This window comes from Pseudomonas fluorescens (assembly GCF_002837185.1).
GTDB classification, from domain to species: Bacteria; Pseudomonadota; Gammaproteobacteria; order Pseudomonadales; family Pseudomonadaceae; genus Aquipseudomonas; species Aquipseudomonas fluorescens_AM.
Map to the genome: position 1 here is coordinate 110,209 of NZ_KZ477987.1, position 17,053 is coordinate 127,261.

12 protein-coding genes are annotated in these 17,053 nt (G+C 60.9%); 6 read left to right on the forward strand and 6 right to left on the reverse strand.

The genetic code is table 11. The features are described 5' to 3' along the window. Window positions 1–127: 127 nt before the first annotated feature. Window positions 128–1,030, reverse strand: a complete 903-nt coding sequence (locus CIB54_RS04175; protein ID WP_101218721.1) for a homocysteine S-methyltransferase family protein — start codon at window positions 1,028–1,030, stop codon at window positions 128–130. Between the two features lie 114 nt (window positions 1,031–1,144). Between CIB54_RS04175 and CIB54_RS04180 the strand changes: the two genes are divergently transcribed. The 4 genes from CIB54_RS04180 (at window position 1,145) to CIB54_RS04195 (ending at window position 5,697) form a co-directional block, all read left to right on the forward strand. Further along, the gene (locus CIB54_RS04180; RefSeq protein ID WP_065953295.1) at window positions 1,145–1,966 is read left to right on the forward strand and encodes an ABC transporter substrate-binding protein; all 822 of its coding nucleotides are present in this window, start codon (window positions 1,145–1,147) and stop codon (window positions 1,964–1,966) included. Beyond that, entirely contained in the window at window positions 1,963–2,733 is a 771-nt protein-coding gene (locus CIB54_RS04185) for an amino acid ABC transporter permease (protein ID WP_101218722.1), read from the forward strand. Before CIB54_RS04180 ends, CIB54_RS04185 begins: the two co-directional genes overlap by 4 nt. Window positions 2,734–2,874: 141 nt before the next feature. Next, on the forward strand, window positions 2,875–4,176 hold the full coding sequence (locus CIB54_RS04190) for an autotransporter outer membrane beta-barrel domain-containing protein (RefSeq protein WP_101218723.1): 1,302 nt from the start codon (window positions 2,875–2,877) through the stop codon (window positions 4,174–4,176). Between the two features lie 126 nt (window positions 4,177–4,302). Continuing rightward, entirely contained in the window at window positions 4,303–5,697 is a 1,395-nt protein-coding gene (locus CIB54_RS04195; RefSeq protein ID WP_157829688.1) for an autotransporter outer membrane beta-barrel domain-containing protein, read from the forward strand. 68 nt (window positions 5,698–5,765) lie between these two features. Here the strand turns inward: CIB54_RS04195 and oadA are convergent, their stop codons facing one another. After that, window positions 5,766–7,574, reverse strand: coding sequence for a sodium-extruding oxaloacetate decarboxylase subunit alpha (oadA, locus tag CIB54_RS04200; protein ID WP_065953299.1), 1,809 nt, complete (start codon window positions 7,572–7,574; stop codon window positions 5,766–5,768). 100 nt (window positions 7,575–7,674) lie between these two features. After that, window positions 7,675–9,090, reverse strand: a complete 1,416-nt coding sequence (locus CIB54_RS04205; RefSeq protein WP_065953300.1) for an acetyl-CoA carboxylase biotin carboxylase subunit — start codon at window positions 9,088–9,090, stop codon at window positions 7,675–7,677. Between the two features lie 196 nt (window positions 9,091–9,286). Between CIB54_RS04205 and CIB54_RS04210 the strand changes: the two genes are divergently transcribed. Then, window positions 9,287–10,261 (forward strand): LysR family transcriptional regulator, encoded by a 975-nt coding sequence (locus CIB54_RS04210; RefSeq protein ID WP_065953301.1) that lies wholly within the window; start codon window positions 9,287–9,289, stop codon window positions 10,259–10,261. Here the strand turns inward: CIB54_RS04210 and CIB54_RS04215 are convergent. The 3 genes from CIB54_RS04215 to CIB54_RS04225 all read right to left on the reverse strand — a co-directional run bounded on the left by CIB54_RS04215 (window position 10,191) and on the right by CIB54_RS04225 (window position 14,507). Next, the gene (locus tag CIB54_RS04215; protein ID WP_083218075.1) at window positions 10,191–10,388 is read right to left on the reverse strand and encodes a PA3496 family putative envelope integrity protein; all 198 of its coding nucleotides are present in this window, start codon (window positions 10,386–10,388) and stop codon (window positions 10,191–10,193) included. The genes CIB54_RS04210 and CIB54_RS04215 overlap by 71 nt on opposite strands. 216 nt (window positions 10,389–10,604) lie before the next feature. Next, the gene (gene hexR, locus CIB54_RS04220) at window positions 10,605–11,471 is read right to left on the reverse strand and encodes a transcriptional regulator HexR (protein WP_003177007.1); all 867 of its coding nucleotides are present in this window, start codon (window positions 11,469–11,471) and stop codon (window positions 10,605–10,607) included. Window positions 11,472–11,633: 162 nt separating this feature from the next. Continuing rightward, window positions 11,634–14,507 carry a GGDEF domain-containing phosphodiesterase gene (locus tag CIB54_RS04225; RefSeq protein WP_101218727.1) on the reverse strand — a complete coding sequence of 958 codons (2,874 nt, stop codon included), beginning with the start codon at window positions 14,505–14,507 and terminating at the stop codon, window positions 11,634–11,636. Between the two features lie 267 nt (window positions 14,508–14,774). Here CIB54_RS04225 and uvrD point away from each other — a divergent pair, with 267 nt between their 5' ends. Then, on the forward strand, window positions 14,775–16,958 hold the full coding sequence (gene uvrD, locus CIB54_RS04230; RefSeq protein WP_065953304.1) for a DNA helicase II: 2,184 nt from the start codon (window positions 14,775–14,777) through the stop codon (window positions 16,956–16,958). The last annotated feature ends 95 nt before the right edge of the window (window positions 16,959–17,053 follow it).

Here is a 17,053-nt window from a genome sequence, read left to right on the forward strand (position 1 = left end):
CACCCGCAAAACAAAACCCATGTGGGAGGGGGCTTGCCCCCGATGGCGGTTTATCAGTCAAACAGGCTGAGACTGACACTCTGCTATCGGGGGCAAGCCCCCTCCCACAATTTTGATCTGCGGTGAATCAGTTGGTAAGGCGCTCGGCCAACACCGCAATATGCTCCGGCCCGATGCCGCAGCAACCGCCCAAATGGCTGGCGCCACGCGCTTTCCAATCAGCCGCCCACTGCAGGTAACCCGGCGGGTCGAGATCGTCGCGCAATGGGTCCAGGCCATCGTTGGCCGTGGCTTCCTTGGGTTGCGGTGGGAAGGCATTGGCGTAGGCGCCGATCTGAATCGCGACGCCCAATCGCTCGAAGGTTGCCCGCGCCGCATCGATCGCCGCGCCGATCACTTCCGGCTGGCTGCAGTTGAACAGCAACACCTGCACGCCCAACTGCGCCGCCGCCTCGGCCGCCTCCGCCACTGGCTCACCGGAACGCAGGCGCGGCACGTCATCAGTGTCTTCATCTTTCAAGGTAAACGACAGCCAGAACGGCTTGCCATCCTGCGGCAGGCCGGCATGAATCGCTTGTGCTTCAACGATGGAGCTTTGGGTTTCCGCCAGCCACAGGTCAACGTGAGGCGCCAGGCCCTGCACCAGCGGTGTCAGCAATTCACTGACCCGCTCCGGCAGGAACAGGTCGGGCCGGTATGAGCCAAACAACGGCGGCAATGAACCGGCGACGCGCACCGGTTTGCCGGATGCCTTCACCGCCCGTCGCGCCAACTCACCGGCCAGCGCGGCCAGCGCCTGGGCCTCTTGCGCGAACCGCGCTTCGCCGATATGAAACGGCACCACCGCGTAACTGTTGCTGGTAATCACGTTGGCACCACTGTCGATATAAGCTGCGTGCACCGCCTCTACCGCTTGCGGCGCTTCGCTCAGGGCCAGCGCCGACCATTCCGGCTGGCGGAACGGCGCGCCACGGCGTTGCAGTTCACGGCCCATGCCGCCATCGAGAATTACTGTACTTGCTGTGCCCATATGCTTTTTACTCATATGCTTATGAAAATAACTCACTATGAGAGTCGTTCTTATAACTATTTAATGCGTACCGTTCGGTTAATAACAACCTCTTTTTTATTCGGGTGCTCGATTTTGAAATTACGACCGCTGTTGGCCCTGGGCCTGACGATATTGGCCGCTTCAACCCAAGCCTTTGGCGGCGCCACGCTGGACCGTATCGAACAGAAGAAAGAGCTGGTCGGTGTGCTGATGGAAAGCTACCCGCCGTTTTCATTCCTCAACGATCAAAACCAACTCGACGGCTTCGACGTGGATGTGGCCAAGGCCGTGGCGCAAAAGCTTGGGGTCAAGTTGCGCCTGGAAACGCCTTCATGGGACGTCATTGCCGCCGGCCGCTGGAGCGGGCGCTACGATATTTGCATCTGCTCCATGACCCCGAGCAAGGCACGCGCCGAGGTGTTCGACTTCCCGGTGGAGTACTACGCCTCGCCCGCCGTCATCGTGGTCAATGCCAAGGATGATCGCATCCATACAGCCAAAGACCTGAGCGGCAAGAAAGTCGGCCTCACCAGCGCCTCCAGCTATGAAAGCTACCTGAACAAGAACCTGGTGATCGAAGGCGCCGAAGACACACAGTTGCAGTACCCGTTCGAGGATGTGCAGATTGCCCCGTACGACACCGACAACGTGGCATTCCAGGACCTCGGCCTGGGCGCGGGCGTGCGCCTGGATGCAATCCTCACCAACCTGGTCACCGCGCAGCCGCGCCTGACCCAGGACAAGCGCTTCAAGCTTGCAGGCGAGCCGTTGTATTCGGAGCCCAACTCGGTGGCCATCGAGAAAGGCGACGCGCAGTGGGACAGCAAAGTGCGTGAGGTCTTCGCCCAGCTCAAACAGGACGGCACCTTGAGCAAGCTGTCGCAAAAATGGATCGGCGCCGATATCAGCCGATGAGTTTTCGTATACGGCTTTACCTGACCTGGGCGGCGCTGTTCGCCTTGTTTGCCAGTTTCTTCCTGAGCTTTGACCTGAAGTTCTCGATCATCCTCGACAAGCTGCCCAACCTGGTCGGCCTGCACCTGGCGCCCAATGGCTTCCTGCAAGGTGCGGCGCTGACGCTGTTTTTGTGCCTGTGCGCCATCGTTGCGTCGTCGGTACTGGGTTTTGTCACTGCCCTGGGGCGCCTGTCGAAAAGCGCGGTGGCGTTTGGCATTGCCAGTTTCTACGCCTCGTTCTTTCGCGGCACGCCGTTGCTGATCCAGATCCTGCTGATTTACCTGGGTTTGCCGCAACTGGGCCTGGTACCGGGCGCCATCGTCGCCGGGATCATCGCGCTGTCGCTGAACTATGGTGCCTATCTGAGCGAGATCTTTCGCGCCGGTATCCTCGGCGTGCCCCATGGCCAACGGGAAGCCGCATTGGCCCTGGGCATGCGTGACCGGGCGATCTTCTGGCATGTCACCCTGCCCCAGGCCATGCGCACCATCATTCCGCCGGCCACCAACCAGTTCATCTCGATGCTCAAGGACTCGTCGCTGATCTCGGTGATGGGCGTTTGGGAAGTGATGTTCCTGGCGCAGTCCTATGGCCGCTCGAGCTATCGCTATATCGAGATGCTCACCACGGCGGCGATCATTTACTGGGTGATGTCTCTCGGGCTGGAGCTGATCCAGGCGCGCATGGAGCGGCATTTCGGCAAAGGTTATGTGCGCCGCGGTTGAAGTTCAGAACCCCTAGGCAGATGAGCTTTCAGCCGCACGCCATTAACGACAACTCCCGCAAACCAGCGGTCAGTGGCCTGACAGTTATCCCTCGACGACCTCGCTACATTCCCGGCCTCATTCATCAGAGGTCGGGAATTCATGTCTTTCATACCCTCCAGAATCGCTGCGTTCATCAGCCTTGCAGTGGCCATCAGTGTTCAACCCGCGCAAGCACGCGGCGATATTGAATACAGGCCGTTTTTTCATCACCCTTATGATTCAATCGAAACTGAGTGGACCATCGAACCCAAGCTCGGTACGCCGCCTTCCCCGCCGCCCTACGCCGGGTACGTCATTGGACAAGCCACTACCTACAACGGCGTGCAGGTCGCCAAGGTGCTGGAGCCCGCGCTGCTTGAACTGCTGAACGCCGGTGAGCTGACCTCGGAACAGATAAAGAAGCTGCAAAAGGTAAATGAAGCACTTGCCGGACAGCCCGGCGGAATCGGCGCAGCCCTTGAACAATTGGCCGGCAGCCAAAACGCTAACCTGGCCACCGCCACCCACGCCGTCACCAGCCAAATCAGCAACCAATTACTCTCGACCCTGCGCGCCTTGCCAGCCGACGAGAATAGTCACTTTTGGGTGCAGGGCCTGGGCAACGATGGCAACCTCGATTCACGAAGCGGCAGCGCCGGCCTGAAACACGGTACCCGCGGGCTGTTGCTGGGCGCCGACTGGGCGGTGGACCAAGCCTGGCGCGTGGGGGTGATGAGTGCCAAATCCGCGAGCAATCTTGGCGCCCAGCGCTTTTCCGCCGAGCTGGACAGCTTGCATCTGGGAGCCTATGCCGTGCGACAGGACGGCCCGCTGGCCCTGCGCCTGGGTGCGATCTACAGCAGCCACGCCGGGACCAACAGGCGCAACGTCAATCTGCTCGATTACAAAGATCAGCTCAAGTCTCGTTACGATGCCCAAAGCCAAACGCTGTTCTCGGAACTGGGCTATCAATTGGGCAGCCAGGACTTGCGCGTCGAGCCTTTCGCCGGCATTGGCTACCAGCGTTATCACCGCGACAGTTTCAAGGAAAGCGGTGGCCTGAGCGCACTCAACGTCGGCGCGCAGACCCAGCAGAACCTGAGCAGCACGGTTGGTCTGCGCCTGGCGACGGTGTACCGGTTCGATAATCAGATCAGCCTTACACCCCACCTCAGCACCGGCTGGAAACACCTCTACGGCGCAGTCGACAGCCAGGTGCACCAATCCTATCGCAACGTTCCAGTGGTGCTGGACGGCTTCACCATCACCGGTACGGCACTGGATCGCAACAGCCTGGACGTGCAAGCCGGTCTGGACGTCGCACTCTCCAAGCAACACACACTGGGCCTTACTTACAGCGGCCAGGCGGGCACGCATAGCCGCAATCAGGGCGTGAAGGGGCAGTGGACCATGAGCTTTTAACCAAGCGTACTAAGGCGCTATTCCAATAACGAGCCCTCTTACAACGCTCAATGCCACCCGCCGACAGCTACAGGCATTTACCTGCGGTAGTTTTTCGACCTCCAGCACACGTGAGGTCGAAATCCAATGTCGAGCGTATCCGCACAGCTTGCAGCCTGCTCCCCTCAAACGTTCTATTCGAACTCGGCCGCTGTGCATGTCGAGGCCGGCAGCGCCATCGAACTCACCACCGGAGGCCACCTCACAAATAACGGGCATATATCCACCGGCCCCTCAACACGCTTCGAAGAATCGTACAGTGGCATAAGCGTGAACGGCGCAGACGTAACAGTCGTCAACCATGGGGCAGTGATGGGTGGCAGCAATGGCATCAAGGCCAAGGACGCTGTAGTACTGACCAATACAGGAGCGATCACCGGCCAGAAAGGCGCCGGTTTGAAATCCAAGGGCAATGCAGAGGTGGTCAATTATGGCGTCATCACCGGCGCAGATACCCAGCGTGCCCGGCAGAACGACGGCGACGGTGATGGCCTGGATATCGACAAATTCGGGCGCATACACAACTACGGGATCATCGAGGGCACGGGGGCCAATGGCAGTGACAAGCACGGCGCGCCCAATACCAGTGAAGGCATCGCCATAGGGGGTGCCGACATCTATAACCACGGCCTCATCAGCGGTGCGCATCATGGCGTGCTGGTCGACAACGGGAACGCAGGGCCTGCTTTTGGCAGCACGTTGCTGGTCAACAACGGCAGTATCAGAGGTCGCAATGGCTATGGGGTAAACCTGGTCGGGAATTTCAACGACAGGGTCATTAATAACGGCCTGATCAGCGGTGGCAACGGCGTTGCCCTGAACATGGGCGGTGGCGACGACGTGCTGACTGTGCGCGGCCAGGCCCGATTCAGGGGCGAGGTGGACGGCGGCAGCGGTACCAATCAGGTCATCCTGGATGATATCGAGGGCGGCATGTTCAACGGCGCCCGCCAGGTTCAGCACCTGGACGTCACCGCAGGCGCCTGGACCCTGACCGGCGCACTGGAGGCCAACCAGCGAGGTCGGGTTCAGAGCGGCGCCACGTTGATCAACCAGAGCCGCATCGGCGGCACGGTCGCGGTTGAACAGGGTGCCACCTACGCCGGAGGCACGGTGAACGAACTTGACGTTGCCGGTACGCTGGTGCTCGACCCGGCCTTGAAAAACCAAGGGCGCATCAAACGCGACCTGAACATGACACAGGGTTCGACCCTGGCTCTCAAGGTGGGCCAGGGCGAAACACACAGCACCCTGAAAGTCGGCAACCGTGCCAGCCTGGGGGGTGCAACACTGAGTATCCAGATCGAGCACGAAAGTGATGAACTGCTCAACCGCCAGCTACGCATCGTCGACGCCGCACAGATTGAAGGCCGCTTCGAGCGGATCACCAGCAACCTTGAAACCCTGACCCCGGAACTGATCTACACAGCCACCGGCGCCTTTGTCAGCTTCAAGCGCAAAAAGCCTGCTGACGAAGCCTGAATATCAGGCAAAAAAAAGGAGGGCACCTGCCCCCCCCGAGGATTAAGCGGTAATGTCGAAGGCTGAATTCAGCCTTCGATCTCAATCAGGATCTCACCCGGGTTGACCCGGTCACCCTTGGCCACATGAACGGCGGTCACCTTGCCGGCAATGGCTGCCTGGACTTCGGTTTCCATCTTCATGGCTTCGGTGATCAGCACGGCCTGGCCGGCCTTGACCACGTCGCCCTCCTTGACCAGCACATCGACGATATTGCCCGGCATCGCCGTGCTGACATGGCCCGGTTCGGTAGCGTGCTTGCGCTTGCTGCCGCCGCTGCTGACAAATTCGTTGAGCGGTTCGAACACCACTTCTTCCGGCATCCCGTCGATGGACAGGTAAAAGTGGCGCTTACCTTCGGCCTTCACGCCGACACCGGTGATATCCACACGGTAGCTTTCGCCGTGCACGTCGATAACGAACTCGGTCGGCACGCCTTCGCCGCTGGCACGGGCTACACCGCCCGCTTCCGGAATCGGCAGCAGCACTTCAGGGGCCAGGGTGCCGGCGTCGCGTTCTTCGAGGAATTTGCGCCCGATATCCGGGAACATGGCGTAGGTCAGCACGTCTTCTTCGGACTTGGCCAACGCGCCGATTTCACCGCGCAGCTTGGTCATTTCCGGCTTGAGCAAATCAGCCGGGCGAACATCGATAACCTCTTCGCTGCCAATGGCCTGACGGCGCAACTTTTCGTTCACCGTGCCCGGGGCCTTGCCGTAGCCGCCTTGCAGGTAGAGCTTCACTTCGTTGGTGATGGTCTTGTAGCGCTCACCGGCCAGCACGTTGAAGAACGCCTGTGTGCCGACGATCTGCGACGTGGGGGTGACCAGCGGCGGGAAGCCGAGGTCTTCACGCACGCGCGGGATCTCGGCCAGCACTTCGCTCATACGGTTCAGCGCGCCCTGCTCTTTCAACTGGTTGGCCAGGTTGGAAATCATCCCGCCCGGCACCTGATTGACTTGCACGCGAGTGTCGACGGCGGTGAATTCGCTTTCGAACTGGTGGTACTTCTTGCGCACGGCGTAGAAGTACAGGCCAATCTCCTGCAACAGCTCCAGGTCGAGGCCGGTGTCGAATTCGCTGCCTTTGAGGGCCGCGACCATCGACTCGGTGCCTGGGTGGCTGGTGCCCCAGGCGAAGCTGGAGATGGCGGTGTCGATATGGTCGGCACCGTTCTCGATGGCCTTGAGCTGGCACATCGCGGCCAGGCCGGCGGTGTCATGGGAGTGGATAAAGATCGGCAGGTTCTGTTCGGCTTTGAGCGCCTTGACCAGTTCGCCGGTGGCGTAAGGGGTCAGCAGGCCGGCCATGTCCTTGATCGCAATCGAGTCGCAGCCCATGGACTCCAACTGCTTGGCCTGGGCCACGAAGGCGTCGACAGTGTGCACCGGGCTGGTGGTGTAGGCGATGGTGCCCTGGGCGTGTTTGCCGGCGGCCTTGACCGCTTCGATGGCCACGCGCAGGTTACGTACGTCGTTCATCGCATCGAAGATACGGAACACATCGATCCCGTTAACCGCAGCCTTGGCGACGAAGGCTTTGACCACATCGTCGCTGTAGTGGCGGTAGCCCAGCAGGTTCTGGCCGCGCAGCAGCATTTGCAGGCGCGTGTTGGGCAATGCCGCGCGCAGTTGGCGCAGACGCTCCCACGGATCTTCTTTGAGGAACCGTACACAAGCGTCGAAGGTAGCGCCGCCCCAGACCTCCAGGGACCAGTAGCCGACTTTGTCGAGCTTGTCGCAGATCGGCAGCATGTCATCGGTGCGCATGCGGGTCGCCAGCAACGATTGGTGAGCGTCGCGCAGGATGGTGTCGGTTACGAAGATTTTTTTAGTCATTGGTAGCTCCTCATAGCGGCAAGTTTCAAGCTACAAGCTGCAAGAAAAAGCCAATCTGCTTTTACTTGTAGCGTGCCGCTTACAACTTGCAGCTGTTTATTCATAAACCTGCGTGTGCGGCGATGGCGGCGGCGATGGCCAGGGCCAGCTCTTCGGGTTTGCGCTTGATCGAGTAGTTGGTCAGCTCAGGGTGGCTTTCCACAAAGCTTGTATTAAATTGGCCGCTGCGAAATTCCGGGTTGCGCAGGATTTCCTGGTAATAGGCGGCGGTGGTCTTCACGCCTTGCAGGCGCATGTCGTCCAGGGCGCGCAGGCCGCGGTCCATGGCTTCTTCCCAGGTCAACGCCCACACCACCAGTTTCAGGCACATGGAGTCGTAGAACGGCGGAATGGTGTAGCCGGTGTAGATCGCCGTGTCGGTACGCACGCCAGGGCCGCCGGGCGCGTAGTAACGAGTGATCTTGCCGAAGCTTGGGAGGAAGTTGTTCTTCGGGTCTTCGGCGTTGATGCGAAACTGCAACGCGAAACCACGGTGCTGGATATCTTCCTGTTTCACCGACAGCGGCAGGCCCGAGGCGATACGAATCTGTTCACGGACGATATCGATCCCGGTGATTTCCTCAGTGATGGTGTGTTCCACCTGCACCCGAGTGTTCATCTCCATGAAGTACACCTCGCCCTCGGCGAGCAGGAACTCCACGGTACCGGCGTTCTCGTAGCCCACGGCCTTGGCTGCGCGCACCGACAGGTCGCCGATGTAGGCGCGCTGTTCCGGGGTCAGCTGCGGGCTGGGGGCAATTTCGATGAGCTTCTGGTTGCGGCGCTGGATCGAGCAATCACGCTCGAACAGGTGCACCACGTTGCCAAAGCTGTCACCGAGGATCTGCGCCTCGATGTGCTTGGGATTGACGATGCATTTTTCCAGGAACACTTCTGCCGAGCCGAAGGCCTTGGTGGCTTCGGAGATCACACGGGGAAAGGCTTGTTCGAGTTCTTCGCGGCTGTTGCAACGGCGAATACCGCGACCGCCACCACCCGAGGTGGCCTTGAGCATCACCGGGTAACCGATACGGTCGCCTTCGGTGAGGGCTTCATGGATGTCGGCGACGTTGCCTTCGGTGCCCGGCGTAACCGGTACACCGGCCTTGATCATGCTGCGGCGTGCTTCGGTCTTGTCGCCCATGCGGCGAATCACTTCCGCCGACGGACCGATGAACTTGATCCCACGCTCGACGCAGATGTCCGCCAATTCGGCGTTTTCCGACAGGAAACCGTAGCCGGGGTGCAGTGCATCGCAGCCGGTTTCCACGGCCAGGTTCACCAGCTTGCGCGGGTTCAGGTAACCGGCCAGGGGCTCGGCTCCGATGCTGTGGGCTTCGTCGGCACGCTTGACGTGCAACGCGTGGCGGTCGGCGTCCGAATAAACCGCGACCGAGCGAATGCCCATCTCGGCGCAGGCACGCACGATTCGTACGGCAATTTCACCACGGTTGGCGATCAGGATCTTTTTTATCACTTGGAAATTCCCTTGAGCCGATTGCTGCGTCTTTGACCCTGGGTAGCCGGGGGTCAGCGCGTGACCAAATGTTTCATGACAGTCGCGAGACACACACTATGCGCACCGAGGGATTAACAAAAATCAATAATTATTGGGTTGTGTATAAGTAAAGACTTATAGTTAGCAGGACGATGGGTGGAGCGGGAATTATTTGATGCGTAAGTCATTGATGCGTATGACATTGCGTCAGCTGCAGATTTTCAATGAAGTGTGTGATTTGCGCTCCTACAGCCGTGCAGCCGAGGAAATGTCCCTTACCCAACCGGCCGTCAGCCTGCAAATTCGCCAACTCGAAGAGCTGATCGGCCAGCCGCTGTTCGACTATGTCGGCAAAAAGCTCTACATGACCGAGGCCGCCGAAGCCCTCCAACGGGCCAGCCGGGATATTTTCGGACGCCTGGAAAACCTCGATATGCAACTCTCGGACATGCAGGGCTCACTGCAGGGCCAATTGAAGCTGGCGGTGGAGTCCAGCGCCAAATACTTCGTGCCGCACCTGTTCGCCGCTTTCAAGCGCCAGCACCCGGAGGTTCAATTGCACCTGACCGTGGTCAATCGCGCCCAGGTGATCCGCCGACTCTCGGACAACCGCGACGACCTGGTGATCATGTCCATGGTGCCTCAGGACATGGGCCTGGAATTCCTGCCGTTTCTCAACAATCCGATTGTCGCCGTGGCGCTGCCGGATCATCCGCTGAGCCTGCAAGGGCCTTTGCGCCTGCAGGATCTGGAACCCTACACCCTGCTCATCCGCGAACCGGGTTCCGGCACACGACTGGCGTGCGAAGAGTACTTCAAGGAAAAACGCGTGCACTTCACCCAGACCGTGGAAGTGGCGTCGGCCGAGGCGCAGCGTGAGTGCGTGGTCGCAGGTTTGGGCGTGGCCCTGCTGACGCGCCACGCCTTGAACCTGGAACTGGCCACCGGCGGGCTCAAGGAGCTGGCGGTGGAAGAACTGCCGCTATACCGCAGTTGGTGCCTGGTGCAAGCCAAAGCCAAGCGGCTGTCACCGGTGGCCCATGCGTTCCTGGGCTTTATTCGCAGCGAACGGGTACAGATCAGCGCGCTGGCTGAGCGCTTCGCTGGGCAGCCAAGGGCGCCTGCCAATGCAGTTCCGGGTAATCACTGATGCTCTGGAGCAGTTGGCGCTGGTCGCAGCGGTCTTCGATTGCGCGACGGAACGCCATGCGGCGCTGGTCTTCCTGCTGACGACGGGTCTTGACGGTGCTGTTGCTGTCTTCGTAGGTCCGGGCCATTTGGAGTCTCCCAATGCGAGTACGTGGGAGTACAGAATGGGCGCGGGGGATGACGGGGCGATGACAACCTGATGAAGATTCTGGACACACATGAGAACCCAATGTGGGAGGGGGCTTGCCCCCGATGGCGGCGGGTCAGTCAATGAATCGGGTGACTGACACTGCGCTATCGGGGGCAAGCCCCCTCCCACATTTCGACCAAGTATGGCCCTTGAATCAGTCGTCGAGGGCTTTGACCGACTTGGGCGACAACCGCAGGCTGCGCAAACTGCGCTTCACGCTCTTGAGGTGGTTGACCAGGCTCGGCCCACGGGCCATGGCGACCCCCATTGCCAAAACGTCGATCACCACAAGGTGAGCGATGCGCGAGGTCAGCGGCGTGTAGATCTCGGTGTCTTCATGCACGTCGATCGCCAGGTTCACCGTGGACAGCTCCGCCAACGGCGTCTGGCTCGGGCACAGGGTGATCAGCGAGGCGCCGCTTTCACGCACCAGGTTGGCCGTGATAAGCAGGTCTTTGGAGCGACCGGACTGGGAAATACAGATGGCCACGTCGGTAGGCTTCAAGGTTACCGCCGACATCGCCTGCATGTGCGGGTCGCTGTAGGCCGCCGCCGTGAGCAGCAGGCGGAAGAATTTGTGCTGGGCGTCGGCCGCCACCGCGCCGGAAGCACCAAAGCCATAGAACTCTACGCGCTGGGCCTGGGACATGGCGGTCACGGCCTTTTGCAGCTCCACCGGGTCGAGCTTCTCGCGCACTTCCATCAGGGTGTGCAAGGTGGTGTCGAAGATTTTCAGGCTGTAGTCAGCGACGGAATCGTCTTCATGGATCGCAAACTGGCCGAAACTCGCCCCGGCGGCCAGGCTTTGCGCCAACTTGAGCTTCAGGTCCTGAAACCCGGAGCAACCGATGGCGCGGCAGAAGCGCACGATGGTCGGCTCGCTGATGCCCACGCTGTGGGCCAGGTCAGCCATGGAACTGTGCATCACGGCCGCAGGGTCAAGCAGCACGTGATCGGCAACCTTGAGTTCCGATTTGCGTAACAGGTGGCGCGACTGGGCGATATGTTGCAACAGGTTCAAAGGGCAGGACTCTTGTTATTGGCAGACGCCAGGGATGTAGCAAGCTTGTAGTTATACTACAAGAATTGCCGTTTTGCCCGCCTGATGCAGCACTAAATCGCCCCGCCCCCCACTGAAATTAAGGGTAGAGGCTTTGTAGCCACAGGGGCTGCCCCCGAGTCGTTAAGGAAATTCCGGATTTTTCCGTAACAAATCTGCCAGCCCCTCGGCGTGCATCGGTCGGCTGATCAGATAGCCCTGCACCTCGTCGCACCCCTCGCTTCGCAGGAAATCCAGTTGCTGCTGATCCTCCACGCCTTCGGCCACCACTTTGAGCGCCAACCCGTGGGCCATGGCAATGATCGCGCGGGTAATGGCGGCGTCCTCACGCCCCTGGCCAAGCCCCCGGATAAAGGTCTGGTCGATCTTCACGTAATCCACCGGAATACGCTTGAGGTAGCTGAGAGATGAATAGCCGGTGCCAAAATCGTCGATGGCCAGCTTCACACCCAGCTCGCGCAACTGCCGGAAGGTAATGATGATGTGCTCGACACTGTCGAGCAGCTGACTTTCGGTCAGTTCCAACTCGAGGTATTGCGGGTCCAGCCCGGTCTCTTCCAACACCTGGCGCACCAGGCTGACCAGCTTGCCCTGGCGTAACTGATGCACCGACAGGTTCACCGACACGCGAATCGGCGCCAGCCCCTGACGCTGCCACTCACAGGCCTGCCAGCAGGCCTTGCGCAACACTGACTCACCCAGCGGCACGATCAGACCGGTTTCTTCGGCCAGACCGATAAAGTCCCCCGGCGGCACCAGGCCCCATTGCGGATGTTCCCAGCGCACCAGGGCCTCCACCGCATTGAGCTTGCCGGTGGCCAGGCACAGTTTGGGTTGGTAGAACACCGTGAGCTGGCCCTCGTCGATGGCCTTGCGCAAATGGTTTTCCAGCTGCAGGCGCTCCAGGGTGCTGGCTTGCAGGCTATCGGTGTAGAACTGGAAATTATTCCCGCCCAGGTGCTTGGCGTGCTGCATCGCCATATTCGATTGGCTGACCAGCGCAGAAATTTCCCGCGCATTATCCGGCAGCAGGCTGACGCCCATGGAGGCACTGACCACCAGCTCATGCCCCTCTACCGTCACCGGCACGCGCAGCTTTGCCAATAGCCGAGTCGCCACGCGCGCCAGGCTCGACAAGTTGCCATAGGCATCGAACAGCACGGCGAATTCATCACCGGACAGGCGTGCAATGGTGTCGGCTTCCGGCAGTGCGTTGATCAACCGCCGTGCCATTTTCTGCAATAGCTGGTCAGCCACTTCATGGCCCAGGCTGTCATTGAGCAGCTTGAAACGGTCGAGGTTGATGTGCAGCAGCGCCAGGCTGCGCCCACCCTGACGCACGCGCTGATGCGCTTCACGCAGTCGTTCACGAAACAGCGAACGATTGGCCAGGCCCGTCAACTCATCGTAATGGGTGAGGTAGCGCATGCGCTCCTCGGACTCGCGTCGCGCGGACAGATCGGCGAAAAAACCGACGATATGACTGACATTGCTGCGAGCATCGCGCACCACGCTCAGTTGCAGCCACTGCGGGTACAGCTCGCCGTTCTTGCGCGTCTCCACCAGTTCCCCTTGCCAGGTGCCGTGGCTGAGCAGCGCCTGGCGAATCACCGGGAAGTGACGCCGGGCATCGCGACTGCTGGGTAACTCCACGACATTGCGCCCGAGCAGGTCGTCGATGTCAAAACCGGTGACACGGCTGAACGCCTGGTTGACCGCAATCAGCACGTAGTTCGGGTCGAGAATCACGATGCCTTCGCTGGCGGCCTCGAACACCGTCGAGGCGAGCCGTTGCTGTTCTTCCAGGGCCTTGCCGGCACTGATGTCGCGGCGCGTGCCGAGCATGCGGATCACCCGCCCACCGGGCGAACGCTCTACCGCGCGCCCACGGTCCTCGATCCACACCCAGTGCCCGTCGCCATGGCGTATCCGGTATTCCACCTGATAGTCCTCGCTGCGGCCTTTGAGGTGCTCCACCAGCGCATGCTTGAGCAGCGGCAGGTCGTCGGGGTGCAGGCGCTGCTTGAGATGACTGAGCATCGCGGTGACGTACTCGGGTTCCAGGCCGAACAGTTCCTTGAGCTGGGTGTGGTGCACCTCATCGGTTTGCAGGTTCCAGTCCCACAGGCCCAGTTCACTGGCTTGCAGCGCCATGGCCAGGCGCGCCTCGCTTTTGTTCAGGGCGAGGCTGGCGGCGTCCAGTTCCTGGCTGCGCAGCGCCATACGGTCTTGCAGGCCGACCTGGGCGTCACGCAAGTCCTGCTCGACCTGGCGACGCTGCTCGACTTCGCGCATCAGCGCCTGGTTCAACTGCTCGCTGCGTTGCCGGGCCTGCTGCAAATGTTCGATCAAGGCCTGGTTCTGGAAGCGTCGCAACAGACCGCGCTGGATCAGGCGGTTGACCTGCCACGCCACCACACTCAACGACGCCAACAGGATCACACCGAGCACGCCCCAGCCCTGTTGCTGCGAGGTGCCGCTGCAGAACAGATACACGATGACCGGCAACAGGCACGGCAAGGCGAAGGACACAAAGGCCCAGAGGCTTACGGCATACGCCACGCTGGCCGACAGCATCGCCGCGCCGATCAGGCCGAACACCCAGGCCTGTTGCATGAAGCTGTCGGTGGGCACCAGGGCGATGGCGGCGATCGACAGGGTCAGGCCGCTGACCGCCGAGCCGAGCATGAACATCCGGCGCCAGACAGGTTGGGCCTGACGGCTGGGCATGGCCGACTCAAAGGCCGCCACCTGAATGACCCGCATCGCCACAAGCGCCAGCAACCAGACCAGCCAGAGGCTGTCGAGCAGGTATTGCGCAGGGTTCCACAGCAGCCAGGCGCACACCAGACCATTGACCAGCATCAACAGGGTCGGCACCAATGAGCCTTGATACAACAGGCGTGTCCGCTCGACCGCCATCTGGGTGGCGTAACGTTTGCGGATAACCTGCGCAGGCGCCGCCGAAGGGCCGAACAGGTCAGTGTCAAAGGTCATAGGCAGTGTTCTTATAATGGTGAGCCCGAACGTCGACGGAGCATACACAAGCAAGCGCTCGGGCCAAACTGCTCCAGATCATAAAAAACGCCCGGCCGTTGGGCGCAAAGCGCTGTTCCAGACAGCTTGAACGAGACGCCACGCGGGCTGTGGCGCATGACTGACCGGTCATCCGCACCCGACAGAATGTTGCCCCGCAGGCGGTTTTCCGTCGGGCGCGTGGCATTGGGGTTTGCCCGTCTTCACCCGGCACCCTAGAATGCGCCGATGCGCGATGATCTCTCCCTTTTGCTGAACTCCCTCAACGATGCCCAACGCCAGGCCGTAGCGGCCCCCGTTGGCCGTCAGTTGGTCCTGGCCGGTGCTGGCTCCGGTAAAACCCGAGTGCTGGTGCACCGTATCGCCTGGTTGATCCAGGTCGAGAACGCGTCGCCCCATTCCATCCTGTCGGTGACGTTCACCAACAAGGCTGCCGCCGAGATGCGCCATCGCATCGAGCAACTGATGGGCATCAGCCCGGCCGGCATGTGGGTCGGCACCTTCCACGGTCTGGCACACCGCCTGTTGCGGGCGCATTGGCAGGAAGCGGGGTTGGCCCAGACTTTCCAGATCCTCGACAGCGACGATCAGCAACGTCTGGTCAAGCGGGTGATCCGCGAGCTGGGCCTCGACGAGCAGCGTTGGCCGGCACGCCAGGCCCAGTGGTTTATCAACGGTCAGAAAGACGAAGGCCTGCGCCCGCAACATATCCAGGCCAGCGGCGATCTGTTCCTGGCCACCATGCGCAGCATCTATGAAGCCTACGAGGCGGCCTGCGCACGCGCCGGCGTGATCGACTTCTCCGAACTGCTGTTGCGTGCCCTCGACCTGTGGCGCGACAACCCCGGCTTGCTGGCCCATTACCAGAAGCGTTTCCGGCACGTTCTGGTGGACGAGTTCCAGGACACCAACGCCGTGCAGTACGCCTGGTTGCGCCTGCTGGCCAAGGGTGGCGACAGCCTGATGGTGGTGGGTGACGACGACCAGTCGATCTACGGCTGGCGCGGCGCGAAGATCGAGAACATCTATCAGTACTCCGAGGACTTCCCGGACGCGGTGACCATCCGCCTTGAGCAGAACTACCGCTCCACCGCCGGGATTCTAAAGGCCGCCAACGCCTTGATCGCCAACAACACCGGGCGCCTGGGCAAAGAGCTGTGGACCGACGGCGGCGAAGGCGAAGCGATCAACCTGTACGCCGCCTTCAATGAACACGATGAAGCGCGCTACGTGGTGGAAAGCATCGAAAGTGCGCTGAAAACCGGCCTTTCGCGCAGCGATATCGCCATTCTTTACCGCTCCAACGCCCAATCCCGCGTATTGGAAGAAGCCTTGTTGCGTGAACGCATCCCGTATCGCATCTACGGTGGCCAGCGCTTCTTCGAGCGTGCGGAAATCAAGAACGCCATGGCGTACCTGCGCTTGCTGGAAGGTCGGGGCAACGACGCGGCGCTGGAGCGGGTGATCAATATCCCGGCCCGTGGCATCGGCGAAAAAACCGTCGAGGCCATTCGCGAACACGCCCGCCATGCCGATGTGTCGATGTGGGAGGCCATGCGCCTGCTCATCGCCAATAAAGGCCTGACAGGCCGCGCAGCCGGCGCACTGGGTGTGTTTGTCGAGTTGATCGAGAACCTTGCGGCCAAGTGCGCGGAGATGCCCCTGCATTTGATGACCCAGACCGTGATCGAACAGTCCGGGCTGATCGCCTACCACGAGGCCGAAAAAGGCGAAAAAGGCCAGGCACGGGTAGAAAACCTCGAGGAACTGGTCAGCGCCGCCCGTGCGTTCGAAAACGCCGAGAACGAAGAGGACCTTACTCCGCTCGCCGCCTTCCTTGGCCATGCTTCGCTGGAGGCCGGGGACGCCCAGGCTGACGAGCATGAAGACAGCATCCAGCTGATGACCTTGCACAGTGCCAAGGGCCTGGAATTCCCGTATGTGTTTCTGGTGGGCATGGAAGAAGGCCTGTTCCCGCACAAGATGAGCCTGGAAGAGCCTGGCCGTCTTGAAGAAGAACGTCGCCTGGCCTACGTGGGTATTACCCGGGCCATGCAGAACCTGGTGATGACCTACGCCGAAACCCGACGCCTGTACGGCAGCGAGACCTACAACAAGGTGTCGCGCTTCGTACGTGAAGTGCCGAAGGGGCTGATCCAGGAAGTGCGCCTGTCCAACAGCGTCAGCCGCCCGTTCGGCGGTGGCCAGCAGCAGAACTCCAGCAACATGTTTGCCGGCTCCGAGATTCCGCAAACCCCGTTCAGCCTGGGCCAGCAGGTCAAGCACGCGATCTTCGGCGAGGGCGTGATCCTCAACTTCGAAGGCGCCGGCGCCCAGGCGCGGGTGCAGGTGAACTTCGCCGAAGGCAGCAAGTGGCTGATGATGGGCTACGCCAAACTTGAGGCTGTCTGAAGTCTTCCCTCCTGTAGGAGCGAGCGTGCTCGCGAAGAACGTCCAGATAACGCGTTCATCCAGAATGCCCGCGTTATCGTTGACGATTTTCGCGA

Bases quoted from the DNA above. Each gene is read 5' to 3' on its own strand.
- CIB54_RS04175 (WP_101218721.1), bottom strand. From the start codon at position 1,030: ATGGGCACAGCAAGTACAGTAATTCTCGATGGCGGCATGGGCCGTGAA.
- CIB54_RS04185 (WP_101218722.1), top strand. From the start codon at position 1,963: ATGAGTTTTCGTATACGGCTTTACCTGACCTGGGCGGCGCTGTTCGCC.
- CIB54_RS04190 (WP_101218723.1), top strand. From the start codon at position 2,875: ATGTCTTTCATACCCTCCAGAATCGCTGCGTTCATCAGCCTTGCAGTG.
- CIB54_RS04195 (WP_157829688.1), top strand. From the start codon at position 4,303: ATGTCGAGCGTATCCGCACAGCTTGCAGCCTGCTCCCCTCAAACGTTC.
- oadA (WP_065953299.1), bottom strand. From the start codon at position 7,574: ATGACTAAAAAAATCTTCGTAACCGACACCATCCTGCGCGACGCTCAC.
- CIB54_RS04210 (WP_065953301.1), top strand. From the start codon at position 9,287: ATGCGTAAGTCATTGATGCGTATGACATTGCGTCAGCTGCAGATTTTC.
- CIB54_RS04215 (WP_083218075.1), bottom strand. From the start codon at position 10,388: ATGGCCCGGACCTACGAAGACAGCAACAGCACCGTCAAGACCCGTCGT.
- CIB54_RS04225 (WP_101218727.1), bottom strand. From the start codon at position 14,507: ATGACCTTTGACACTGACCTGTTCGGCCCTTCGGCGGCGCCTGCGCAG.
- uvrD (WP_065953304.1), top strand. From the start codon at position 14,775: ATGCGCGATGATCTCTCCCTTTTGCTGAACTCCCTCAACGATGCCCAA.